This window comes from Aeromonas sp. Y311-2 (genome assembly GCF_027706025.1).
Taxonomy (GTDB): Bacteria; Pseudomonadota; Gammaproteobacteria; order Enterobacterales; family Aeromonadaceae; genus Aeromonas; species Aeromonas veronii.
In genome coordinates this window covers 1-25,225 of record NZ_JAPDCL010000026.1, presented here as the reverse complement: position 1 = coordinate 25,225, position 25,225 = coordinate 1, and the positions used below count along the sequence as shown (strand labels likewise).

General features: G+C 60.1%; 19 protein-coding genes and 1 riboswitch. Of the genes, 5 read left to right on the top strand and 14 right to left on the bottom strand.

Annotated features, from left to right (window positions below; all coding sequences use genetic code 11):
• Nucleotides 1–55: 55 nt before the first annotated feature.
• From rhlB to OKC42_RS19280, 3 genes are read left to right on the top strand one after another with little or no spacing between them, the layout of a single operon-like run.
• A complete protein-coding gene (gene rhlB / locus OKC42_RS19290; RefSeq protein WP_005339414.1) occupies nucleotides 56–1,345 on the top strand; it encodes an ATP-dependent RNA helicase RhlB in 1,290 nt (429 codons plus the stop codon).
• 11 nt (nucleotides 1,346–1,356) lie between these two features.
• On the top strand, nucleotides 1,357–2,847 hold the full coding sequence (gene gppA / locus OKC42_RS19285; RefSeq protein ID WP_021229247.1) for a guanosine-5'-triphosphate,3'-diphosphate diphosphatase: 1,491 nt from the start codon (nucleotides 1,357–1,359) through the stop codon (nucleotides 2,845–2,847).
• Nucleotides 2,848–2,877: 30 nt separating this feature from the next.
• Nucleotides 2,878–3,132 carry a Rho-binding antiterminator gene (locus OKC42_RS19280; protein ID WP_031227423.1) on the top strand — a complete coding sequence of 85 codons (255 nt, stop codon included), beginning with the start codon at nucleotides 2,878–2,880 and terminating at the stop codon, nucleotides 3,130–3,132.
• A gap of 70 nt (nucleotides 3,133–3,202) precedes the next feature.
• Here OKC42_RS19280 and OKC42_RS19275 read toward each other — a convergent pair whose 3' ends face one another.
• The 3 genes from OKC42_RS19275 to prlC form a co-directional block, all read right to left on the bottom strand.
• A complete protein-coding gene (locus OKC42_RS19275) occupies nucleotides 3,203–3,964 on the bottom strand; it encodes a class I SAM-dependent methyltransferase (RefSeq protein ID WP_423842126.1) in 762 nt (253 codons plus the stop codon).
• Nucleotides 3,965–4,018: 54 nt separating this feature from the next.
• Nucleotides 4,019–6,568: a putative bifunctional diguanylate cyclase/phosphodiesterase gene (locus OKC42_RS19270; protein WP_139410875.1), complete on the bottom strand. Its 2,550-nt coding sequence runs from the start codon at nucleotides 6,566–6,568 to the stop codon at nucleotides 4,019–4,021.
• 207 nt (nucleotides 6,569–6,775) lie between these two features.
• A complete protein-coding gene (prlC, locus tag OKC42_RS19265; protein ID WP_042054692.1) occupies nucleotides 6,776–8,818 on the bottom strand; it encodes an oligopeptidase A in 2,043 nt (680 codons plus the stop codon).
• A gap of 436 nt (nucleotides 8,819–9,254) precedes the next feature.
• A riboswitch (cyclic di-GMP riboswitch) is annotated at nucleotides 9,255–9,340 on the top strand.
• Between the two features lie 50 nt (nucleotides 9,341–9,390).
• Here prlC and OKC42_RS19260 point away from each other — a divergent pair.
• Together OKC42_RS19260 and OKC42_RS19255 are read left to right on the top strand one after the other, a co-directional pair.
• A complete protein-coding gene (locus OKC42_RS19260; RefSeq protein ID WP_270820659.1) occupies nucleotides 9,391–11,580 on the top strand; it encodes an immunoglobulin-like domain-containing protein in 2,190 nt (729 codons plus the stop codon).
• 168 nt (nucleotides 11,581–11,748) lie between these two features.
• Nucleotides 11,749–15,255: a hypothetical protein gene (locus OKC42_RS19255; protein WP_270820658.1), complete on the top strand. Its 3,507-nt coding sequence runs from the start codon at nucleotides 11,749–11,751 to the stop codon at nucleotides 15,253–15,255.
• An 83-nt stretch (nucleotides 15,256–15,338) separates the two neighbouring features.
• Here OKC42_RS19255 and hemB read toward each other — a convergent pair whose 3' ends face one another.
• The 11 genes from hemB to codB all read right to left on the bottom strand — a co-directional run bounded on the left by hemB (nucleotide 15,339) and on the right by codB (nucleotide 24,898).
• Nucleotides 15,339–16,355 carry a porphobilinogen synthase gene (hemB, locus tag OKC42_RS19250; protein WP_005357271.1) on the bottom strand — a complete coding sequence of 339 codons (1,017 nt, stop codon included), beginning with the start codon at nucleotides 16,353–16,355 and terminating at the stop codon, nucleotides 15,339–15,341.
• Nucleotides 16,356–16,358: 3 nt separating this feature from the next.
• Nucleotides 16,359–17,144 (bottom strand): TatD family hydrolase, encoded by a 786-nt coding sequence (locus OKC42_RS19245; protein WP_270820656.1) that lies wholly within the window; start codon nucleotides 17,142–17,144, stop codon nucleotides 16,359–16,361.
• A gap of 188 nt (nucleotides 17,145–17,332) precedes the next feature.
• Nucleotides 17,333–18,088 (bottom strand): twin-arginine translocase subunit TatC, encoded by a 756-nt coding sequence (gene tatC, locus OKC42_RS19240; RefSeq protein WP_005342401.1) that lies wholly within the window; start codon nucleotides 18,086–18,088, stop codon nucleotides 17,333–17,335.
• Nucleotides 18,085–18,549, bottom strand: coding sequence for a Sec-independent protein translocase protein TatB (gene tatB, locus OKC42_RS19235; RefSeq protein ID WP_270820654.1), 465 nt, complete (start codon nucleotides 18,547–18,549; stop codon nucleotides 18,085–18,087). The genes tatC and tatB overlap by 4 nt, the downstream gene beginning before the upstream one ends.
• 3 nt (nucleotides 18,550–18,552) lie before the next feature.
• Entirely contained in the window at nucleotides 18,553–18,804 is a 252-nt protein-coding gene (gene tatA / locus OKC42_RS19230) for a Sec-independent protein translocase subunit TatA (RefSeq protein ID WP_005339385.1), read from the bottom strand.
• 42 nt (nucleotides 18,805–18,846) lie between these two features.
• The gene (gene ubiB / locus OKC42_RS19225; RefSeq protein WP_257691700.1) at nucleotides 18,847–20,487 is read right to left on the bottom strand and encodes a ubiquinone biosynthesis regulatory protein kinase UbiB; all 1,641 of its coding nucleotides are present in this window, start codon (nucleotides 20,485–20,487) and stop codon (nucleotides 18,847–18,849) included.
• Nucleotides 20,487–21,095 (bottom strand): ubiquinone biosynthesis accessory factor UbiJ, encoded by a 609-nt coding sequence (locus OKC42_RS19220; RefSeq protein ID WP_270820652.1) that lies wholly within the window; start codon nucleotides 21,093–21,095, stop codon nucleotides 20,487–20,489. The genes ubiB and OKC42_RS19220 overlap by 1 nt, the downstream gene beginning before the upstream one ends.
• Nucleotides 21,096–21,103: 8 nt before the next feature.
• Nucleotides 21,104–21,856, bottom strand: coding sequence for a bifunctional demethylmenaquinone methyltransferase/2-methoxy-6-polyprenyl-1,4-benzoquinol methylase UbiE (gene ubiE / locus OKC42_RS19215; RefSeq protein ID WP_005342396.1), 753 nt, complete (start codon nucleotides 21,854–21,856; stop codon nucleotides 21,104–21,106).
• A gap of 65 nt (nucleotides 21,857–21,921) precedes the next feature.
• Nucleotides 21,922–22,299 (bottom strand): fluoride efflux transporter CrcB, encoded by a 378-nt coding sequence (gene crcB, locus OKC42_RS19210; RefSeq protein ID WP_005339378.1) that lies wholly within the window; start codon nucleotides 22,297–22,299, stop codon nucleotides 21,922–21,924.
• A gap of 95 nt (nucleotides 22,300–22,394) precedes the next feature.
• On the bottom strand, nucleotides 22,395–23,660 hold the full coding sequence (locus tag OKC42_RS19205; RefSeq protein WP_270820651.1) for a cytosine deaminase: 1,266 nt from the start codon (nucleotides 23,658–23,660) through the stop codon (nucleotides 22,395–22,397).
• On the bottom strand, nucleotides 23,654–24,898 hold the full coding sequence (gene codB, locus OKC42_RS19200; protein WP_005355867.1) for a cytosine permease: 1,245 nt from the start codon (nucleotides 24,896–24,898) through the stop codon (nucleotides 23,654–23,656). Before codB ends, OKC42_RS19205 begins: the two co-directional genes overlap by 7 nt.
• Nucleotides 24,899–25,225: the final 327 nt, after the last annotated feature.

Below are 25,225 nucleotides of genomic sequence, written 5' to 3'. Positions count from 1 at the left end.
CCTATTTGAAATGATCCTGTTTATTATTGCAAGCCTAACCTGATAACCTACCGCCATGAGCAAAACACACTTAACGACCGACAAATTCGCCCAAATGGGCCTCGAACCCGAAGTTCTGGCTGGTCTGGAATCAAAGGGATTTCACTATTGCACGCCCATCCAGGCACTGTCTCTGCCACTGCTGGTAGAAGGTCATGACCTCGCCGGTCAGGCCCAGACAGGAACCGGCAAGACCATTGCCTTCCTGGCCGCGACATTCAACTATTTGCTGACTCACCCGCTGACCAAGCCCCGTCTGGTTAATCAACCCAGAGCCATCATCATGGCACCCACCCGGGAACTGGCAGTACAGATCTATAACGATGCCGACAGCATCGCTGCTTCTACCGGCCTGAAACTCGGCCTCGCCTACGGTGGCGAAGGTTACGACAAGCAGCTGGCCGTGCTGGAGCAGGGCGTCGACATCCTGATCGGCACCACCGGCCGCATCATCGACTACTTCAAATCCAAGGTGATCGATCTGAGCAACATTCAGGTCGTGGTACTGGACGAAGCGGATCGCATGTTCGATCTGGGCTTCATCAAGGACATCCGCTTCCTGTTCCGCCGCATGCCGCCCGCGACCGAGCGTCTGAGCATGCTGTTTTCCGCAACCCTCTCCCTGCGTGTGCAGGAGCTGGCCTACGAACACATGAACCATCCGGAACATGTGCAGGTCGAGCCGGAGCAGATGACCGGCGTGCGGATCAAGGAGGAGCTGTTCTACCCCTCCAACGAAGACAAGATGTTGCTGCTGCTCTCCCTGATGGAAGAGGAGTGGCCGGAAAAAGCCATCGTCTTCGCCAACACCAAGCATGTCTGTGAAGACGTCCATGCCTGGCTGGAGAATGACGGCCACCGCGTCGGTCTGCTGACCGGTGACGTGCCGCAGAAGAAGCGGATGAAGATCCTCGAGGATTTCACCAAGGGTGCGCTCGATATTCTGGTCGCCACCGACGTGGCCGCCCGTGGTCTGCACATCCCTGACGTGACCCACGTCTTCAACTATGACCTGCCCGACGACGCCGAAGACTATGTACACCGTATCGGTCGTACCGGTCGTGCCGGCAAGAGCGGTCACTCCATCAGCCTGGCCTGTGAAGACTATGCCTTCAACCTGCCGGCCATCGAGGAGTACATCCACCACGCCATTCCGGTCAGCAAATATGATCGCGAAGCGCTGCTGGATGATGTGACCCCGCCGAAACGGGTGTTCCGCAACCGTCAGCCGGTGAACCGCAACATGCGGGATCGTCAGGGCGGTGGCAACAGCAACAACCGTCGTCGTCCGCCGCGCAAGAGCTAAGGACAGGCCCGTTGCACAACTCGCCTCTCTATGCCGCTATCGACCTCGGCTCCAACAGCTTTCATATGCTGGTGGTGCGCGAGGTCGCCGGTGCCCTGCGCACCGTCGCCAAGGTCAAGCGCAAGGTTCGCCTCGCAGCCGGGCTCGATCCGGAATTTCGTCTCAGCCGTGCCGCCATGGAGCGGGGCTGGGACTGTTTGCGTCTCTTCTCCGAACAGTTGCAGGACATTCCGGCCGACAACATCCGGGTGGTGGGCACCGCAACCTTGCGGCTTGCCACCAACGTCGACGAGTTCCTCAGCGAAGCGGAACGGGTGCTCAACCACAGCATCGAGATCATCTCGGGCGAGGAAGAGGCCAAGACCATCTATGAAGGGGTCTCCTGGACCTCTGCCGGGGAAGGCAACCGGCTGGTGATCGACATCGGCGGTGCCAGTACCGAACTGGTGATTGGCGAACATAGCGAAGCAAAACTGCTCAACAGCCTGCACATGGGCTGCGTCACTTGGCTCAACAATCACTTTGGTGATGGCGAGCTCTCTGAAGCCCGTTTCGAGCAGGCGATTGCTGCCGCCAAGGCGGTGCTGGAGAAGGTGGCGGAAGATTACCGCATCCTCGGCTGGCGCACCTGCGTTGGCGCCTCAGGCACGGTACAGGCGCTGCAAGAGATCATGCTGGCGCAAGGGAAGAGCGAACGGGTCACCCTGCCGAAACTGCAGGAACTGATGGGTCAGGCCATCGCCTGCGGCAAGCTCGACCGGCTGCAGCTGGAAGGGCTGGCGGCCGAACGGCTGACCGTGTTCCCCTCCGGCCTCGCCATCCTGATTGCCATCTTCGAAACCCTCGATATCGAGAGCATGACCCTCGCGGGTGGCGCCCTGCGTGAAGGACTGATCTACGGTCTGCTGGGCAACAATCACGACTGTGATGCCCGGGATCGCACCGCCGACAGCCTGATCAGCCGCTATCAGCTGGATAAAGAGCACGCCGAACGGGTGCGCGATACCGCCGTCGAGGCGTTCAACCAGCTGCAACCGGCCTGGCGACTCTCCAAACGCTACGGTCGCCCGATCTTGCGTTATGCCGCCCTGCTGCACGAGATCGGCCTCTGTATCGAATACAAGAAGGCGCCGCAACACGCCGCCTACATCATCGACAACATCGACATGCCGGGCTTTACCCCTGCGCAAAAGAAGCTGTTGTCGGCCCTGCTGTTCAACCAGCGGGACGAATTCAAGCTGGAACCGCTGGAGAAACAGGGTGCAGTCACCGGTCGTCAGGCGATCCGCCTGGCCCGTATCCTGCGCATCGCGCTGATCCTCTGCATGCGCCGCACCCAGGGCACAGTGCCCAGCTTCACCCTGCAGGCAGAAGAGGAGTCACTGACCCTGACCCTGCCCAAGGGCTGGATGGATGAACACTACCTGCGTGCCAGCGAGCTGCGCTTTGAAGTGGAACGCCAGCAGAAGATGGGCTGGCCGACCCGAGTACAGGAAGCCTGACTCAGCAACCTACCTGTTTTGGAGCCGATCATGCCCGATTATCAACCCATCAGCTGCGATCTCTACGACTGGCTCGAAATTGCTGCCAGCTGGCAACTGCCGGTGACCCTCACCAGCCGCGATGGTCGCCAGCGGGATGACAAGATCCGCACCATCGAAGCCAGCGAAGGGGTCGAGTATCTGTTGCTGCACAGTGGCGAGCTGCTCAGTCTGGCAGAACTGGCGACCCTGCGCCTGAACTGGCAAGGGGAAGAGAAGCTGATCCGCTTCGCGCCAACCAACTGAATCCATTACGAAAAAGGAGGGACAACATGACGTTGGCCCTCCTTTTTGCATCTGCGGCTCGCACCGGCCGTTAACCCGCCGCCAATGCCGCCATCACATAGACATCGAAGCGGTTGCTCTTGGTCTCGATGGCCATGCTGGGCTTCTGTTCGTTGAGCCAGCCGGCGTAGTCCGGCCGCTTCACCACCACCCGCTTGTTCGCCATCTTGAGGGCAGCCGGCAACAAGGCATCCGCATCGAGATCCGGCCCCACCAGCGACTGGAACACCCGCATCTCTTTTTTCACCAGCGCCGACTTCTGCTTGTGAGGGAACATGGGGTCGAGGTAGATCACCTCGGGCCGCTCCGGCAGCGCCAGCAAGTTGTCCACCGCCGGGCCGTGCAGCAACTGCATCCGCTCACGCACCCAGGGGCCAATCTCCGGGTCTTCGGCGGCTCGAGCCAGACCATCCTGCAGCAGAGCAGCCACCACAGGGCTGCGTTCGATCAGGGTCACCTTGCAACCGAGGGAGGCGAGCACGAAGGCGTCGCGCCCCAGACCGGCAGTGGCATCCACCACGGTCGGTGTGGCACCGGCCTTGAGCCCCACCGCCTTGGCGATGGACTGGCCCCGACCGCCGCCAAACTTGCGGCGATGTGCCACCGCCCCTTCCACGAAGTCCACATAGACGGCACCCAGCTTGGGCTCATCCAGCTTGCGCAGCTCCAGTCTCTCTTCAGTCAGTACCAGCGCAAACGGAGCCGGAAACTCCACGTCGGCAAGGCGTAAACGCAGGGCGTCGAGCTCGCCATCACGGGCGGGGACTTCACTGAAAACCTGAATATGGGGCATAGGAGACAGACTCATGGCACGTACAGAAGCGGCCATGATAACAGAAGCGGTGGATCAGCTCACGACAGTGAGGTTCATCCCCTGACGGTTGAGAGCGAGGTAATCAATGAGATCGTCATAGGCCAGCGGGCGGCTGAGCAGATAACCTTGGGTGAAGGCACACCCCTTCTGGCAGAGGAAGTTGAGCTGCTCGCGGGTCTCTACCCCCTCGATCACCACCTGCATGCCGAGGTTGTGCACTATGTTGATGATGCCGTCGAGCAGCATCCGATCCTGCTCATTGAAGGGGATATGGCGCACGAAGGAGCGGTCGATCTTGACCAGATCGACCGGGAAGGTGCGCAGATAGTTGAGGGCCGAGTAGCCGGTACCGAAATCGTCGATGGCCAGCTTGCAGCCCGCCTCGCGCAGGGCATCGATCCGCACCCTGTGCTGATCGCTGCTCTCCATCAGCAAAGATTCGGTGATTTCGATGACGATGTCGGCAGGATCGAGCCCAAAGTGCTGGATCACCTTGAGCCACTCACTCGCCTCGGGGTCGATGGTCTGGAACTCCATGGTGGAGCGGTTGATCGACATCTGCAGATCAGGGAAGCCGGATTGCTGCAACCGCGCCAGATCCCTGCACGATTGCCACAATACCAGCGCACCCAGCCCCTGAATCAATCCCGCCTCTTCCGCCAGCGGAATAAACTCGGCAGGAGATACCTGCCCCCAGTGGGGGTGATACCAGCGCACCAGCGCCTCCAGCTTGGCGACCCGTCCGCTGCGATTGTCCCAGATCGGCTGGTAGGCCATGGTCAGCTGCTCCAGCTTGATCGCTTCGGCCAGATCCTGCTGCATCTGGTGGCGCTGGCGCACCTCTTCCCGCATGGATGAGCAGTAGGCTCCGAGCAACCGTCCCTGCCGCTTGGCCGCAAACAGCGCCTGTTCGGCATTTCGCAGCAGCTCGTCGCTCTCGCTGCCATCGACCGGACAGAGAGTCATGCCGATGGTCGCGGTCACATAGAGATGCTGGTTGGCCAGCATAAAGGGGCGGGCGAAACTGCCGATCACCTGCTTGGCAAACACCTCGGCCTGACGGCGGGTGACGATGCCGGGCACCAGGAACGCGAACTCATCGCCACCGATGCGGGCCACCAGATCTTCGGTGCGCACCCGGCTCACCAGTCGATCCGAGACCTCCCGCAGCAGGGCATCGCCAGCATGGTGATCCATGCTGTTGTTGACCGCCTTGAAGTTGTTGAGGTCGAGCACCATGAGCGCGAAGCGCTCGCCCCGCTCGCAGAAACGGGTGAGGCAGCGGCCAAACAGCCAGCGGTTGGGCAGGCTGGTGAGGTTGTCGTAGTTGGCCTGGGTCGCGATCTTCTGCTCTGCCACTTTGGTCTGGGAAAGATCGCTGAAAATGGCGATATATTGCTGGATTTTGCCGGCTTCACGCAGGGTGCTGATCATCAGCTGCTGCGGATAGAGCTTGCCGTTCTTGCGCTTGTTCCACACCTCGCCACGCCACACCCCCACCCGCTCCAGCGCGTGGTACATGTCGGCATAGAAGGTCTGATCGTGCAGCCCGGACTTGAGCATGCTGGGACGCTGGCCCCGCACCTCGTCGCTGCTGTAGCCGGTGATCTGCTCGAAGGCCGGGTTGACCGAGATGATGCGGCTGTCGGCATCGCACACCAGAATGGCCTCTGAGAGGTTGTCGTAGACCCGGTGGGAGAGCTTGAGCTGCTCCGCATGGCGCTTGAGGGGATCGATATTCTCCAGCAGCACCATCAGGTAGTCCGGCTGCTGCTGCTCGTCGCGGATCAGGGTGACAGTCACCCGCCCCCACAGGATCTCGCCCCCCTTGCAGAAGTAGCGCTTCTCCTGGGTGAAACTGCTGCGCTCGCCGCGCCGGATCTCTTCGTAGCACTCAAGGCTGCGCTGCCAATCCTCCGGGTGATTGATGTCGGAGATGGAGCGATGAAGCAGCTCGTCGAGGGGATAGCCCAACATCTTCTCGATAGCCGGATTGGCCCAGAGAATGCGGCCGGTGAGATCGAGCTTGCCGATCCCCACCGGGGCCTGAAACAGCATGCTCTGCAGCACATGGGGGGTATCAGGCAAGAGTTGCGGCAGCTGGCGTTGCAGCATCAGCGCCAGTTCGCGACCGGCCAGCGGCCCCAGCAACCGGAGCAGCCCCATCACCTTGGTCATATTTGCCTGCGGCTGACGATAGAGCAGGCAGCAGATACCTATGGTCTCGCCATCCGCATCCTTGAGGGCGATCCCGGCGTAGGCCTGGGCTTGCCACGCATCGGCAAGCGGCATCGCGGGGAACAGCTGCAACAGACGATCGCTGAACCAGGCTTCCCCCTCCTGCCAGGTAATGGCATCGGGAGAGTCAGTGATTGGCAGCGTCAAGGTATCGGGGTCAAGAGAGGAGGGATGGGCAGCCTGAACCGTCAGGTGGGTAGCATTTGATTCCCTGCTGGCGATCAGGACGACATCAGCCATCACAGCAGCGGCGATTTCACTCACAAAGGTATCGAAATATCCCTGGCCGCTCGAATGAGCCAGACTGGAGATGATTTGATAGACGGAATCGAGTGCTCGCCTCATGGCAAGTGGCTTTCTCTCCTTGAAGGTTAGAACACGACTCTACTGAAGAGCCGTGGGCAGTGCAAATATGCAATCAGCAAGATATTAAAAAGCCTTGAAAAAAGGGACCAAAAGGTCCCTTTTTGTCGCAGAAATCACGACTCGATCCCACTATGCCGCAAAATAGTGTACCTGGTTGAAGCTCACACAGGCGGCGGGTCAGGAATCTCAGGCGGCGATCCCGCTGTGTCGCAACAGCGCATCCACCTTGGGCTCACGACCACGGAAGGCTCGGAACAGCTCCATCGGCTCCTTCGAGCCCCCCTTCTCCAGAATATTCTTCAGGAAGGATTGGCCGGTCGCCGGGTTGAAGATCCCCTCCTCCTCGAAGCGGGAGAAGGCATCGGCAGAGAGCACCTCGGCCCACTTGTAGCTGTAGTAGCCCGCCGCATAGCCGCCCGCGAAGATGTGGGAGAAGCTGTGCTGGAAGCGATTGAACGCCGGTGGCGTCATCACGGCTACCTGACTGCGTACCTCATCCAGCAGCGCCGGAAGCTGTGCCGGATTGGCCGGGTCAAACTCCTGATGGAGACGGAAGTCGAACAGGGCGAACTCCAGCTGGCGCAGCATCTGCATCGCCGCCTGGAAGTTGCGGGCGGTCAGCATCTTCTCCAGCAGATCGGCAGGCAGCGGCTCGCCGGTCTCGTAGTGGCCGGAGATAAAGGCCAGCGCCTCGGACTCCCAGCACCAGTTCTCCAGGAACTGGCTCGGCAGCTCCACCGCATCCCAGGCCACGCCGTTGATACCGGCGACACCGGCCACATCGATGCGGGTCAGCATGTGGTGGATGCCGTGGCCAAACTCATGGAACAGGGTGACCACTTCGTTGTGGGTGAACAGCGCAGGCTTGCCATCCACCGGGCCGTTGAAGTTGCAGGTCAGGTAGGCCACCGGCTTTTGCAGCGAGCCATCCTGACGGTAGCGACGACCCAGACAGACATCCATCCAGGCCCCGCCCTGCTTGTGCTCACGAGCGTAGAGGTCTAGGTAGAAGCTGCCGCGCAGCTCGTCGTCGGCATCGAAGATATCGTAGAAGCGCACGTCCGGGTGCCAGGTGTCGATACCGAGGCGCTCGCGCACCTTCATGCCGAACACCCGCTTCACCACTTCGAACAGCCCCTTCACCACCTTGCTGGCGGGGAAGTAGGGACGCAGCTGCTCATCGGAGATGGAAAACTTGTGCTGCTTGAGCTTCTCGGCGTAGTAGGCGAGATCCCAGGCTGCCAGCTCGCTCTGACCATGCTGCTCGGCGGCGAAGGCGCGGATCTCCTCCAGCTCGGCCTTGCCTTGTGGCAGGGATTTGGCCGCCAGATCGGTGAGGAAGCTCACCACCTGTTCGGTCTTGTCCGCCATCTTGGTGGCCAGGGAGAGCTCGGCATAGTTGGCGAACCCCAGCAACTGAGCCAGTTCACGGCGCAGGGTGAGCAGCTCGCTCATGATAGCGGAGTTGTCCCACTTGCCCGCATTGGGGCCCTGATCGGAGGCGCGGGTGGTGAAGGCCTCATACATCTCGGCGCGCAGTTCGCGGTTGTCCGCGTACATCATCACCGGCAGGTAGGAAGGGATATCCAGCGTGAACAGCCACCCCTCCTTGCCTTTAAGTTCAGCCATCTGACGGGCAGCGGCACGCACACTGTCAGGCAGACCGGCCAATTCGGCTTCATCGGCCACCAGCTTGTGCCAGCCCTGGGTGGCATCCAGCACGTTGTTGCTGAAACGGGAGGCCAGCTCGGAGAGGCGGGCCTGAATTTCGCCGTAGCGCTGCTGCGCCTCGGCAGGCAGACCGATGCCGGAGAGGCGGAAGTCACGCAGGGTATTCTGGATCTCCTTGCGCTGGGCACCACTCAGCAGCGGGAAATCATCGCTCTGGGAGAGGGCCAGATAGGCCTGATAGAGCCCTTCATGCTGACCGACATAGGTCTGGAATTCGGAGAGCAGCGGCAGGCAGGCATCATGGGCCTCGCGCAGCGCTTCGCTGTTGAGTACGGAGTTGAGGTGGCTGACCGGTGACCAGATCCGTGACAGACGGTCATTTACCTCTTCCAGCGGGGCAATCAGGCTATCCCAGGTATGGGGATCACGCTGGGCCAGCACATCGCTGATCTTCTGCTTGCAGTCAGCAATCGCCTGAATCACGGCAGGCTGAACCTGCTCCGGCTTGATCTGGCTGAAAGGGGGCAGCGAATCCATTGTCAGCAAAGGGTTATTCATCCCGGTTACCTCTTGTTTGGTCTTGAACAGACCGCTTTAGCAGCTCTGTATGGCTTTCTAACATGTGGCCAAGCCACGCAATAATCAAGCGGGAATCCGCCGCAACCCTGTACTTTTCCAGCCATTGCGACCCGGATCTCTGCCGTTGCTGCAGTTTTGCCATCAACAGCCAGTAACAGAATGAATCTGTGGGCCTTTTTTGGCTCTTACCGCTACTTTCAAGGGGCAAAAAGTCGCCATTTACCGGCGCAACAGCTGCCAGCCAAGTACCGTCATGCCCAATCATGGAAACGGAAAAATGTGGCAACTGTAACAAATTATCAATATTTTTCAGTCAATTAGAATCAAAACCAACTATTGATTAATTTATTTTCAAGCATCTATCATAGGCAACCTGCCATGCAGGTCACTTGATTCTCTGTACTGCACAGAAATCGGGTGAAAAAGGCAAAGTGACCCGAAAGGGCGCGACGCAAAGCCACCGGTCTAAGGGAAAACACCTATGACAGCGGGGCTGCCCCCGGGGACATCCGGTCACAACCGACGCCCCATTTGCACCGTACGGAGAGACGATGAACAAACTCAAATTATCCCTGCTTGGCTGCCTGCTCGGCATGGGCGCCCCCATGGCATATGCCACCAGTGCCGGTCAGGCGATGGTCAACCCCCAGTCCGGCGTAGTGGTCGGCTATTGGCACAACTGGTGTGACGGCTCGGGCTACAAGGGCGGTATCGCCCCCTGCGTCAAGCTCGATCAGGTCAACCCGCAATACAACGTGGTCGATGTCTCCTTCATGAAGGTGTATGGCAGCGATCCCATCCCCACCTTCAAACTCGACCCGGCCATCGGCATGAGCGAAAGCCAGTTTATCGAGCAGATTGCCGAGCTGAACCGTCAGGGCCGTGCCGTGCTGCTGGCGCTGGGCGGTGCCGATGCGCACATCGAGCTGCGCAAAGGTCAGGAGCAAGCCTTTGCCGACGAGATCATCCGTCTGGTGGAGACCTACGGCTTCGACGGGCTGGATATCGATCTGGAGCAGGCCGCCATCACCGCCGCCGACAACCAGACCGTGATCCCGGCGGCCCTGCGTCTGGTCAAGGATCACTACCGCGCCCAGGGGAAAAACTTCCTCATCACCATGGCGCCGGAGTTCCCCTATCTGACCCAGACTGGCGCCTACATCCCCTATATCCGCAATCTGGAAGGGTACTACGACTGGATCAACCCCCAGTTCTACAACCAGGGTGGCGACGGTATCTACATCGATGGGATCGGCTGGATTGCCCAGAACAACGATGCCCTGAAAGAAGAGTTCATCTACTACATGGCGGATTCGCTGAGCAACGGTACCCGCGGCTTCTACAAGATCCCCCATGACAAGCTGGTGTTCGGCATTCCGACCAACATCGACGCCGCCGCCACCGGCTATGTGCAGGATCCGCAGAAGCTCTACAACGCCTTCAACCGCCTGAAGAGCGAGGGGCAACCGCTGCGTGGCGTGATGACCTGGTCCATCAACTGGGACATGGGCCGCAACGCCGCCGGTCAGTCCTACAACGAATCCTTCATCAAGAGCTACGGCCCCTTCATCCACGATCAGGAGATCACTCCACCGGACGAGCACGGCAAGCCGGTGTTCAGCGGCCTGAGCGATACCCGCATCAAGCAGGGCACCGCCTTTGATCCGCTGGCCGGTGTCAGCGCCAACGACAAGGAAGATGGCGACCTGACTGGCCAGATCCAGGTAGAAGGCTCGGTAGACAGCCAGCGCATCGGCCTCTACCCCCTCACCTACAAGGTGAGCGATCGCGACAACAACGTCACCGAGCAGGTACGCACCATCGAGGTCTACAGCATGAAGCCGGTATTCAGCGGTGTCACCGACACCACGCTGGAACTGGGTACCCCCTTCGATCCGATGGCTGGCGTCAGCGCCCATGATGAAGAAGATGGCGACCTGACCGCCCAAATCAAGGTCAGCGGCAGCGTCGACAGCAGCAAGGTCGGCCGCTACACCCTCACCTATCAGGTGAGCGACAGCGCCGGTCAGCAGGTAACCCAGCAGCGCAACGTGACCGTCAGGGAGCAGGGCGCCGTCTGTGAAAACAGCTGGGATGCCAAGATGGTCTACGTGGGCGGCGACATCGTCAGCCACAACGGCAAGAACTGGCTGGCAGGCTGGTGGACCCAGAACGAAGAGCCGGGCACCACGGGTGACTGGGGCGTCTGGCGCGTACAGGGCGACAACGACTGCGGCGGCACAACGCCCCCCGCCGAAGGCAGCAGCGACTTCACCGTCAGCGCCATGGCGAGCGAGTACACCATAGTCAACGGTCAGGTCAGCATCCGCTTCAACCTGACCACCGCCAACCCGGTACAGATCACCGCAACTCTGGAGCAGAGCGGCCACAGCCACGGTACCACCAGCAGCCAGGTGAACGGCACCAGCACCCTGGTACTGCAGGGCAGCAACGTCACCGATGGCAGCTACGAAGTGGTCATCACCGGTCTGGCGGACGGCCAGCAGCCGGTAGTACAGCGCTTCCCGGTTGCGCTGACCGAAGAGAGCAGCGGGGGTGGCGAAGGTGACTACCCGGCCTACGCCCCCAACACCGGCTATCAGGCCGGTGATCGGGTCAGCAATGCCGGTGGCAACTACGAGTGCAAACCCTGGCCCTACAGTGGCTGGTGTGGTGGCTCGACCAGCCACTATGCACCGGGTACCGGCAGCGCCTGGAGCGATGCCTGGATCAAGCTCTGACCTTGCCCCAACCACTAACGGGGGCTGACAGGCCCCCGCCCATATCCTGCCCGTCGGCCACGCTGCCGATGGGCTGGATGCACTGACCCGGACGGGTTAGCCCCTCTCTTTTACATGCTTGCCAACCACCCAAAAACGTCCAACAACCACCAAGATAAGGAAATCACCATGCCAAGAACCACCAAGCTTGCCACCCTGCTCGGTCTGCTGCTGTCGGCCCATGTCGTGGCCGATGAGCGCGAACAAGCCTATTTCAAACAAACCTATCAGGAGCACTACGAGCAGATGACGGCGCGCCTCGCCGCGCTGCACCAGAGTGCGGCTGACGAGCAGAACGTGATCATCAAGGATGGCAAGCGCCACCTTGCCATCAACGGCCTGCTCTACCCGCTGACGGCGGATAACCACATCCTGTTCGATCTGCCCAAACCCCACTTTTTCGACGAAACAGCCATTCGTAACGTCTTTGATTTCTTCGATGAGGAGTGGGAGCTGACCTGGTACGACGGTGGGGTCGTCGCGGTCAACAAACGCTTTGGCAACTATGACTACGGCAACGGCTGTCTGCTGGAGTACTTCCCCCACGGCCAGATCCAGAATGGCGAACGCACCCGGGTGGTGATGGAGACCAGCTCCTGCAGCGTCAACTCGTTTGCCACCTCGCTGCAATATCTGGACAAAGGCGAGGAGCTGACGGCCGACCAGCTGGGGCTGGACGCCAGCCTGATCACGGCGGTCGAGCGCTATCAGGATCGGCTCTATGTCAGCCAGAACGGCAATCCGGGCCATGTGGCCATTATCGATATCCCGAGCCGTCAGCAGATTGGCGAGATCCGCGGCACCGCAACCGGCAGTGCCACGGCCTACAACCAGGTCAGTGAACTGTTTGTCCGCAACAACCTGCTCTACGTGGTCTCGCGCTACTCGCACCAGGTCGATATCTTCGATCTGGCCGATGAACATCGCCATGTCACCACCCTGGGAACCGGTCGGGATTCCGGCAGCAACAGCCTGCACCGCGCCCAGGCCGTCTTTGCCAATCAGGATTACGTGCTGGTGGCCGATGCGCTGAGCGAGATCAAGGTCTACCGCCAGCAGGATGTGACGCCGGAGAACAGCCTCAAGACCCCCATCGCCGGTCGGCTCGCCTTTGAAGGAAAATACAGCCACCGTCTGGTGCAACTCCATCAGGTGGGTGACTATCTGCTGGCCCACACCGCCGGCAAAAACTACTACATCTATGACCTGCGCAAACTGGCTGATGCCATCGCCAGCAACACCCCGCTGGCGCCTGAGCAGGTGATCGCCGACAGCAATCTGCAAAAAATCGACATGGATGGCGATCGACTGGTGGTGAACTTCAAGGACCGCATCGAATGGCATGATGTCGATACCCTGATCGCCAACGACTTTCAGTTCAAGAACCCGACCTTTACTGTCCGGGAGATCAACCAGCAGCCCGTGGCGGCACTGAAAGATCTCCAGCTGGCGGGCTCGGCGCTTGTCACCGCCAACGAACGCGGCCTGGGTTTCAACCAGCTGCTGAGCAAGGAGATCAGCTTCACGGCCGACGAGCAGTTGCCGGCTCGCCCGCTGATCTTCGATCAGCTGATGCCGGCCGCAGTCAGCTACATACTGCGCAATGATGAACCCTACGAGGTGCTGATCGATCGCGCCCAGCGTTCGGTCAACATCAATTCGCTGGTCAAGACCGAGCTGCTTGATAACGACACGGTGCGCATCACCAACTATGCCGCCAGAGAGCTGCATGACATCAATATCGAGTCACGCCTGAACGGTATCAACAAGTGGCTGATCCTGGGCCAGCTCGATCGCCTGCCCGCCTATGCCCAAATCACCCTGCCACTGAGCGCCTTTGGCGAGCAGGGACGCTTCAACAGCGCCAGCCGCGATGGCGTGTTTGATCTCAACAACCTGCTCGACAACAGCATCAATCTGCCCGCCCAGTTCGAGCACAGGTTCAGCTCCAACTCGGATCCGTTTGCCCAGAAGCTGGCACGCCTCAAGCCAAGCTGGAACGTGCGCTTCGCCACCAACACCAGCGGCTCCTGGCGCCCCATCAATGCCCTCTACGCCCGCGAATGGCTGATCATCGCCACCAACCTGGCCTACATGGTCTCGACCGAGGAGTTCAAACACGTCTGGTACAACTTCAAGGCGGTGAACGGCTACGAGATGTTCGGCAATGGCGGCAACAGCTATGTGCCGAACGGGATCTTTACGGCAGCCGATTATGACTACTACTACCACAGCCTGATGAAGCGCCCCTACCTCAACCTGGGGATCACCGCCATGGGGGGCGGGCTCGGGAGTGGTGGCATCACCGGGGTCGATACCTTTAACTTTGTCAGCCACTACTACGGCGGCTGGGGCATCATTGCCCACGAATTTGGCCACGGCTTCGATGGGAAGTCCTACAGCCATGAGAGCGCGTTTGCCCGTGGCAGCCACGGCTGGCATCCGCTGATGACGGGTATGGCCAACTACCATATCCGCAAGGGCGACCTGCCCTATCTGGACGATGATCTCAACGGTTTCCACAAGCCGGAAAACGACATCTATCGCTACAACTCGGTCAGCCAGGGGGCTCGCAAGCATCGCGCTGACAGCCACATGTACTATACCGACCACTACTTCATGCAATTCTCCACCATGCCGCAAGGCTGGGTAGCCAACGGCAGCGACTTCAGTGCCGGGCAGCTGGCGGCCCTGAACAATCAGGAGCGACTGCTGATGGGCTGGATCCCCAAGGAGTCGGAGAAAGGCAATCTCTGCCGGTTCACCTTCCAGGATGGCGAGCAGTACTACGGCTACGTCGAACAGCAGGCTGATGGTCTGCTCTGTGATGCCGGATCCCTGATCCGTTATCGTCAGCCCGATGGCCAGTTTGTGCCGCTGGTCTCGGCCATCAACCAGTTTGACTGGCTGTCACTCCACCACAAGGGCAAGCTGGATCAGCCAGTGCTGCACCAGAATGGTCGCCAGCTCTGCTACAAGAATGTGGCGGGCTTTTACGGTATCGGCTTCGTTAATGACAACAAACAGTGCACCCAGTTGCCCAACGTCTATCAGACCAATGGCAAGCACTGGCTGACCAGCTCCGGCTGGACCGGTCTGACCTACCTGAGCGGAGACTTCATTCTGCCCACGACCGGTAGCAGCAGTGACTTCACCGTCACCGATCTGGCGGCCGAATATCTCATCGTCAACGGCGCGATCGACTTCAGCCTGACGCTGACCACCGCCAACCCGGTGACCGTCACCGCGACCCTTTTGCAAGATGGCAATCCGGTCGCCACCGGCAGCGCCCTGATCGATGGTCAGGGTTCCCTGCAGCTTACGCAGTCGGGCCTAGCGGCCGGCAGTTACGAGCTGCTGCTGGCGGGCATGGCTGAGGGGAGCAAGCAGGGCTTCGAACGCCGCTTCACCCTGGCATTGGTGGAACAGGCTCCGGGTGGTGACAATGACGGTAGTAACGGCAGCTACCCGGCCTATGTTGCGGGCACCGCTTATCAGAGTGGCGAACGGGTCAGCAATGCCGGTGGCGACTACGAGTGCAAACCCTGGCCCTACAGTGGCTGGTGCGGTGGTGTGGCCAGCCACTATGCACCGGGTACCGGCAGCCACTGGAGCGATGCCTGGACCAAGCTGTAATCATCCGCTCGTGACCAAAAGAGAGCCATAACGATAGAGGGGGAGCCATCGGCTCCCCCTCTCGTTTATCTCTTCAACCCGGCTTAACGGGCATCTTCCTTCAGCCACTGCGCTACGCGCTTGGCGAAGTAGGTAAGGATGCCGTCGGCCCCGGCTCGCTTGAAGCAGAGCAGAGACTCCATGATGGTCTCCTTCTCTTTCAGCCAGCCGTTCTGGATCGCCGCCATATGCATGGCGTACTCGCCGCTGACCTGATAGGCAAAGGTCGGCACGCCGAACTGATCCTTCACCTGACGAACCACGTCCAGATAGGGCATGCCCGGCTTGACCATCACGCTGTCGGCCCCTTCCTGAATATCCAGCGCCACTTCGTGCAGGGCTTCGTTGCTGTTGGCCGGATCCATCTGATAGGTGGCCTTGTTGCTCTTGCCGAGATTGCCGGCAGAGCCGACCGCATCGCGGAACGGGCCGTAGTAGCAGGAGGCGTACTTGGCGGAGTAGGCCATGATCTGGGTGTTGATGAAGCCGTTCTCTTCCAGTGCGGCACGGATGGCACCGATGCGGCCATCCATCATGTCGGACGGCGCGACTATATCGACCCCGGCTTCGGCGTGGGAGAGCGCCTGCTTGATCAGGATCTCGGTGGTGATGTCGTTCAGCACATAGCCTTCGTCATCGATGATGCCGTCCTGACCGTGGGTGGTGAACGGATCGAGCGCCACGTCGGTGATCACCCCGAGCTCCGGGAAGCGAGCCTTGAGGGCGCGCACGGTGCGCTGGGCCAGCCCGTTCGGGTTGTAGGCCTCTTCCGCCATCAGGCTCTTGCTCTCCAGCGGGGTGACCGGGAACAGGGCAATAGCAGGTACGCCCAGCTCCACCAGTTCAGCGGCCTCCTCCAGCAGCAGATCGATGGAAAGACGCTCCACCCCCGGCATGGAGGGAACTGCTTCCCGACGGTTCTCCCCCTCCAGCACGAACACCGGATAGATGAGATCGTTGACGGTCAGTACGTTCTCGCGCACCAGACGACGGCTGAAATCATGTTTGCGCAGACGGCGCAGGCGGCGGCCCGGAAAGGCGCCCGGAAGAGTTGTAGCCATGAATCACTCCTGGAGAGGAAGTTGGAAGAACGCGGCGGAGGTGGCCCGGGTATGGGCCAGCAAGGCCTCGGGCGCTTCACCACGACAGGCCGCCACCACCTGGGCGATGTACGGCAAAAAAGCAGGTTCGTTGCGTTTCGGGCGCGGTTTCAGATCCCGCGGCACCAGATAGGGGGCATCGGTCTCGATCATCAGCCGACCGGCCGGAATACGAGCCACCTGTTCGCGCAGCAGCTGACCACGGCGCTCGTCGCAGAGCCAGCCGGTCACCCCGATATGCAGCCCCAGCGCCAGACACTCGTCCAGCTCGGTGTCGGAGCCGGTGAAGCAGTGCAGCACGGCTCCCGGTAGTTTCGGCAACCAGGGACGGAGGATCTCGATAAAACGGGCGTGGGCATCGCGGCAGTGGAGAAACACCGGCATCCCGAGCTCGGCAGCCAGTGCCAGCTGGGCGTCGAATACCACATCCTGCACCGGGCGGGGGGAGAAGTCGCGGTTGTAGTCGAGACCGCACTCGCCGATGGCCACCACCTGCGGCAAGGCCGCCAGCTCTCGCAGGGCGGGCAGGGTCGCCTCATCGACACTCTTGGCATCGTGGGGATGGACCCCGGCAGTGGAGAAGCAGTAGCCCGGCCAGCGGGCGGCCAACTCGGCGCTCTCGCGGCTACCAGCCAGATCGGTACCGGTGAGGATCAGCGCCTCCACTCCGGCGGCACGGGCACGGGCCACCAGCTCAGGCTGTTCACCGGCGAACTGGCTGCTGGTCAGGTTTAAACCGATATCGATCATGGAATGAGACGTTCCGAACAAAAGGAATACATATCAGGTATTTGAAAACCATCTACCGAATGGGGTCTTACCATACGCCTCGAACGGGAGCATGAAAAGAGGAAGGGAGCCTCAGCTCCCCTCGTTCTGCTATTCCTGCGGACTTCGTCATCCTCTCGCCGTCCGGCAAACAGGTGACGAACAGAGCCTCAGCTCTCCACATCCGGTTGTTCCTGTTGCTCTTCATCCTCTTTCTTCACGTAGAAGCGGGCGAAGAACAGACCTATCTCCCACAGCGCCCACATCGGGATGGCGAGCAGGGTCTGGGAGAAGACATCAGGCGGCGTCAGCAGCATGCCGACCACAAACACCCCGACGACAACGTAAGGACGTTTCTCCTTCAGGTTTTGCGGTGTGGTCACGCCAGTCCAGCAGAGCAGTATGGTCGCCACCGGAATTTCGAACGCCACCCCGAACGCGAAGAACAGGGTCAGTACGAAGTCCAGATAGCTGGCGATGTCGGTCGCCACCGTCACCCCGGCGGGTGCGGTACTGGTGAAGAAACCGAACACCAGCGGGAACACCACGTAGTAGGCGAACGCCATCCCTGCATAGAACAGCAGGGCACTGGAGACCACCAACGGCATGATCAGGCGCCGCTCATGCTGGTACAGACCGGGGGCGATAAAGGCCCAGGCCTGATAGAGCAGATAGGGGATCGCCACGAAGAAGGAGACCACCAGGGTCAGCTTGATCGGCGTCAGGAAGGGGGTCGCCACATCCGTCGCTATCATGCTGGTCCCTTCCGGCAACTGGCTGAGCAGCGGCTGGGCCACGAAGTCGTAGATGTTGTTGGAGAAGTAGATCAGCGCCAGAAACACCACGAGGATGGCGGTAATGGAGCGCAGCAAACGGGTTCTCAGCTCAACCAGATGGCTGATCAGGGGTTGTTCGGCCTGACTCATGGCTTCACCTCCCCTTTTACTGTGGAGTCGCTGACCGGCACCGGCTCACTCTCTCGCTGGCTATTGACCGGCGGCACGTCGTGGCTCAGCTGCACCGCAGGCTCCACCGGCGTGGCAGGCTCAGCCTGGGCGACCGGATCGGGGCGCGGCGGACGGATCTCGTTCTCCACCTGATAGGGGCGATTGACCGACTGGGCCGCCGCCTTGAGCTGTTCGATGGACTCCTGCAGCTCGGGGCTCAGGTTGCTCATCTGCAACTGTTCGGCCTTCTTGAGGTCGTTATGCAGCTCTTGCAACTTGAGCTCCTGCTCCAGCTCGGACTTGACCGAGTTCGCGGTCGAACGAATGAGGCGGATCCAGTGGGTAGCCGTGCGGATGGCAACCGGCAGCCGCTCGGGCCCCAGTACCACCAGTGCTACCACACCGATAACGACCAGCTCCCAAAAACCGATATCGAACATGGCTTAGGCCTGGTCTTTGTCTTTCTGTTTGGCGGTCTCACTGCTCTGAGTGGCCGCTTCGTTCAGCTGTTTCGGGGGAAACTCGGCATCTTTCTGCTCGGCCTTGGCATCAGCCGGCTCGTCGGAGAGGGCTTTCTTGAACCCTTTGACCGCCGCGCCCAGATCACCGCCAATGCCGCGCAGTTTCTTGGTACCGAACAGCAGCACGACGATGACTGCAATGATCAACAATTGCCAAATACTGATACCACCCATGATTTTCTCTCCAGAACAGGCGCCTGACGGCGCGGTTGTTGATTAATGGGAACGGGTTCGCAACCAGCCGACCAGCCAGCAGAGGGCTGCACCGGCGAGACTGGCTTGTCCCCACTCAATGTGTTGTTTTTGGGTCAGCAAGAATACACCCGCCAATAGCAGGCTGGCTCCAACCCCTAAGAGGTAGCGGGCCTGCCCCTGCCGACGGCTGTGACGGCGGAACTCGGCAAACATCTGGTCGAAATGACGCTGCTGATGACGGGTCTGGCGCAGAGTCTCATAGACCAGCTCCGGCAGCTCCGGCAGCTTCTCCGCCCAGAATGGCGCCTTCTCCTTGATGGCGTTCAATACCGACTTGGGCCCGACCTGTTCGTGCATCCAGTTCTCGAGGAACGGCTTGGCGGTCTGCCACAAATCGAGCTGCGGGTAGAGCTGACGCCCCAACCCTTCCACATAGAGCAGGGTCTTTTGCAGCAGCACCAGCTGCGGCTGCACCGTCATATGGAAGCGACGCGCGGTGTTGAACAGATTGAGCAGCACGTGACCGAACGAGATCTCGGAGAGCGGCTTCTCGAAGATGGGCTCCAGCACGGTGCGAATGGCGAACTCGAACTCGTCCACCTTGGTGTCTGCCGGTACCCAGCCCGACTCCACGTGCAGCTCCGCCACCCTACGATAGTCTCGGTTGAAGAAGGCGAGGAAGTTCTCCGCCAGATAGCGTTTGTCTTCCCGATTGAGGGTACCGACGATGCCGCAGTCGATGCCGATCCAGAGCGGGTTTTCCGGGTGTTCGTAAGAGACGAAGATGTTGCCCGGGTGCATATCGGCGTGGAAGAAGCTGTCGCGGAACACCTGGGTGAAGAAGACCTCCACCCCGCGCTCGGCCAGCAGCTTCATGTTGGTACCGTTGGCTTCCAGCGCAGGAATGTCGGAGACCGGAATACCGTAGATGCGCTCCATCACCAGCACCTGCTCGCGGCAGAGATCGGTGATGATTTCAGGCACATAGAGCGCCTCGGAGCCGGTGAAGTTGCGGCGCAGCTGGATGGCGTTAGCCGCTTCGCGCATCAAATTCAGCTCGTCGAGGATGGTCTTGCGATACTCCTCCACCACCTCGATGGGTCGCAGCCGCGCGCTCTGGGGCACAAAACGGGCCACCAGACGTGCCAGCGCCTGCATCAGCCGCAGGTCAGCCTCGATAACCGGCTCGATGTCGGGACGGATCACCTTGATGACGATCTCGCGGCCACTCTCCTTCAAGCGGGCGGTATGCACCTGGGCGATGGAAGCCGACGCCAGCGGCGTCTCGTCGAAGTCGTCAAACAGGGTTTCGATGGGACAACCCAGGCTCAGCTCAATCTGCTGGCGCGCCGCCTGACCACAGAAGGGGGGCACCCTGTCCTGCAGCAGGGCCAGCTCCTCGGCAATGTCCGGCGGCAGCAGGTCGCGGCGGGTCGAGAGCATCTGGCCAAACTTGATGAAGATGGGGCCAAGAGCCTCGAAGGCGAGGCGAATGCGGGCACCGCGGCTGAGATCCGGTTGCCTGTTCTTGAGCCAGAACAGGGAGCGACGGGCCAGACGACCCGGCCAGGGTTGATAGCGGGCGGGCACCAGTTCGTCGATGCCCTGCTCCAGCAGGATGGTGATGATGCGATAGAGGCGTTTGAACTCCTTCGGGGTCATCAGGTCACCTGCTGTTCGAAGCGGGCCAGCCGCAGTTCGACGGCCTTGAGCTGCTGGGCCAGCACCTCGACATCATCGTTGAAACTCGCCACTTCCAGCGGGCCGGGGGCGAGGCGGGCCTCTTCGGTCAGATATTCCGCCAGCTGGCTGCGGGTGCGGCACAGCTCCCGACCGACCAGACGACGCGCCTGACGGGCACCGCGCAGCAGGGTGTGGGCCAGCACGTCGCCGGTATAGCGCGACAGCTCCTCCTCCCAATCGATATCCAGCTCACCCAGCAGCACGCTGAATGCCTGTACCAGCTGGGGATCACCGCTCAGATCCAGTTTCTCCTCGCGGATATAACGGGTCAGGGCGGACGGGTCTTTCAGCAGACCGAGGGCGGTCAGCGACAGGCTAAGCACCGCATCGGCCTCCCCTTCATGCTGGGCCAGCACATCCAGCCGACGCTCGGAGAAGACAAACCAGAGTGGCTTGAGTTCACGCAGCTCCAGCTTGAGCACCTTGCCCACCTGTTTGCGCAGCCGCTCCGGGCTCTGTTTGTCCAGCGCCAGCAACTGGTTGAGGCTGGTTTCGATCACCGCGGTGACCATGGCATCCATCGGCATAGGCAACCTTAAAACTTGTAACCGCGGTGCAGGGCGACCACACCCTGGGTCAGATTGAAGTATTCCACCTGCTCGAAACCGACATTTTCCATCATGCCAGCCAGGGTCTGCTGATCCGGGTGCATACGGATGGACTCTGCCAGATATTTGTAGCTTTCACTGTCGTTCGCGACGATTTCGCCCATTTTCGGCAGCAGTTTGAAGGAGTAGAGGTCATAGAGCTTGGCGATCACTTCGCTGACCGGCTTGGAGAACTCCAGCACCAGCAGACGGCCACCCGGCTTGAGCACCCGGAACATGGAGGCGAGCGCCTTGTCCTTGTCGGTGACGTTGCGCAGGCCGAAGCCGATGGTGATGACGTCGAAGTGGTTATCGGGGAAAGGGAGCGCCTCGGCATTGGCCTGCACGTAGGAGACGTTGTTGGCGACCCCCAGATTGCGCAGCTTGTCGCGGCCCACTTTCAGCATGGAGTCGTTGATATCCGCCAGCACCACCTGACCGGTCTCGCCGACGATGCGGGAGAACTTGGCGGTCAAGTCACCGGTACCACCGGCCAGATCCAGCACCTTCTGGCCCTTGCGCACACCGGAACAGTCGATGGTGAAGCGCTTCCACAGGCGGTGGATGCCGAACGACATCAGATCGTTCATCAGATCATACTTGGCTGCCACCGAATGGAAGACACCTGCTACCAGAGTTTCCTTCTCGGTCGCGGCCACGGTTTTAAAGCCAAAATGCGTTGTCGTTGCTTGTTCTGACATCCCTTAAACACCCATAGAGCAAAGAATGGCCGCCAGTTTACCAGAGCCACTGGCGTCCGGACACCTTAAACCCGGCTCGCAACCAACTGCATGCCCAGCACCACCATGGCCAGACAGAGGAAGAGATTGAGACCGATATTGAGCAGCGCTTTCAGATAGGCTCCATGTTGAGCCAGCACTACCGTATCGAGGGCAAAGGAAGAGAAAGTTGTCAGGGCACCGAGGATCCCCACCATCAGCAACGGCTTCATCGGGTGTTCTACCACATGACCATGACTGATGAGGGCAAATGCCACCCCCATGATGAAAGAGCCCACCACGTTGACCACCAGAGTCCCGTAAGGAAAGTGGCGCCCCAGCAGCAAGGCCATCAGTTCGGCAATCCCAAAACGAAGGCAGGCGCCGATGGCGCCCCCTGCAGCAACATAGAACCAGGTTTGCATGGTGTCACTCCCTCAGGGTCAGGCCGCCATTATGTCGCAATGGCGGCCCTTGTGCCCAGAGGCGGAACTAATCGACATCCAGCCTGATTGAAATCTCAGCGGCGAAAATCGATGGGCTCTGGCTGACCCAGCACGATTTCGGTCTGGGCCGGACGGGTCTGGGCAATCACCTTGCCGTGGCGGATCGAGTAACGCACCGGCACCTGACGGCGCACCGCATCGAAGCCGTTCTCGGCAGGCAGGATCAACAGGTTGGCCGGTTTGCCCACCTCGATGCCATAGCGATCCTGCACGTTCAGGGTGCGGGCGCTGTGGCTGCTGATCAGCTTCAAGCCGTCGTTGATCTGCTCGTAGCCCATGATCTGGCAGACATGGAGCCCCATGTGCAGCACCTGCAACATGTTGGCGGTGCCCATGGGATACCAGGGATCGAACACGTCGTCGTGACCGAAGCAGACGTTGATGTTCGCCTCCAGCATCTCCTTCACCCGGGTAATACCGCGACGTTTGGGATAGGTATCGAACCGTCCCTGCAGGTGAATGTTCACCAGCGGATTGGCCACGAAGTTGATGCCTGCCATCTTGAGCAGCCGGAACAGGCGGGAAGCATAAGCGCCATTGTAGGAGTGCATGGCAGTGGTGTGGCTGGCGGTGACTCTATGACCGATACCCCGCTCGTAGGCCAGGGTCGCCAGCGTCTCGATGAAACGAGACTGCTCATCATCGATCTCGTCGCAGTGCACATCGACCAGAACCTGATACTTCTCGGCAAGATCGAAGATGTAGTGCAGACTTTCGACCCCATATTCCCGGGTAAACTCGAAATGGGGGATCGCGCCAATCACGTCGGCACCCAGCTTGAGCGCCTCCTCCAGCAGTGCCTTACCGTCGGGGTAGGAGAGGATCCCCTCCTGCGGGAAGGCGACGATCTGCAGCTCCACCCACTCCTTCATCTCCTCCCGCGCCTCCAGCATCGCCTTGAGCGCCACCAGATTGGGATCGGAGACATCGACGTGAGTACGGACGAACTGGATGCCGTTGGCGATCTGCCACTTCAGCGTCTGGATGGCACGCTGTTTCACATCCTCATGGGTCAGCAGCGCCTTGCGCTCGGCCCAGCGCTCGATCCCCTCGAACAGAGTGCCGGAGAGATTCCAGCTCGGCTCGCCCGCTGTCTGGGTGGTATCGAGGTGAATGTGGGGTTCGATAAATGGGGCAATCGCCAGACCGCCCTCCCCGTCCAGCACCCGACCGGCGACGGCATGCTCATCATGGGGTTCGATGGCGGTGATGACCCCATCCTGACAACGGAGCTGCCACAACCCTTCCCGATCGGCCAAACGAATATGTTGAATCAGCATTTGTTAGCTTCCTGTACCAGAACCGGCCGCTGGGTGAGGCGAACCAGAATGAAATAGGTGAAGGCGGCGCCCAATACCGCGTTGAGTGGCACTATGCCCGGCAGCCACTTGCCGACAGCCACCCCGACTGCCGTGGCGACCAGCGCCTGCCAGCGCACCGTCTCGAACTGCTGATCGGCAAACTGACGGTAACGCTCACGATTGAGCAGGAAATCCATGATGATAATGCCACCGATCGGCGGGATTGCCGTACTCAAAAAGGCCAGCCAGCCGACAAAGTTGTTGTAAAGCCAGAGGGCGCAAGCGGTACCGATGAGGCCGTTGATCACGCTGAGGGGCTTGCTCTTGAGGCCGGTAATGTTGGCAAAACCGAGGCCGGAGGCGTAGAGAGCGTTGTCATTGGTGGTCCAGATATTGAGACCCAGCACCAGAATGGCGGGGATCAGTAAACCCTGCATCAACATCACTTCCGATATATCGGCCTGCCCGGTCACCGCCGCACCGGCAGCACCGAAGACGAACATTAGCGTGTTGCCCAAAAAAAACGCCACCATGGTAATCATGACGGCGCCCCAGGGTTTGCGACCAAAGCGAACAAAGTCGGCGGTCAGGGTTCCTGCACTGATAAAGGAACCAACCACCATGGTCAACGCCGTGGTGAACTCGATGGGATTACTTGGTTGTACCTGCTGCAGTGCAGCCATGCCACCGGTCGAGGTCACCGCCAGCCAGACCGAGTAGCCGCCAAGCAGTGCAATGGCCGGTACGGCCACAAAGCTCAGTACCATCAGGGCGGAGATGCCGAAGTAGACGGTCACCGTCATCAACATGCCCGAAATGGCGATCAGCCAGTTCACATCTATGCCGGTCGCCTTCTGCACCGGCAGGGCAAACATCGCCACACCAACGCCAAACCAGCCGACCTGAGTACCGCCGAGCAGCAGGGATGGCAGCCAGGAACCTTTCACCCCAAAGGAGTAACGAGCCAGCAGATGGGTAGAGAGGCCGGTTGAGGCACCGATATAACCGAGACAAGCGGTGTAGATACCCAGCAACAAGTTGCCGATAAGTACCGCCTTGATGAAGTCATCGAATACCAGCCCGGTACCCAGCGCACCACCGGTCCACATACTGGCAGAGAAGAAGGTCAGGCCGAGCATCACCAGCATCAGCGACAGCACACCTTTGCGCCCTTTGGCGGGTACCGCCCCCAAACAGTATTCGTTATCCTGCGCCATGCACTCTCTCCACGTAATAGGCAAAACGCGCCGGATTTTACATGTAAAACGTTTTACGTCAATCAATCATGGTTAAATCTCTGGATAAAACCATCAATATCAGTCAAATGAGTAACACATTAGGACTCAAACCAGCAGATAAACAGTGTCGGCTGCAAGCAGAGGGGGTTTCGGGAATAGGGAATGTAAGGGGATATCACAAAAATGACAGATGCAAAAAAGCCTCCCTTTTCAGGGAGGCTTTCTATTTAATGGTGCTGATACCCAGAATCGAACTGGGGACCTCATCCTTACCAAGGATGCGCTCTACCGACTGAGCCATATCAG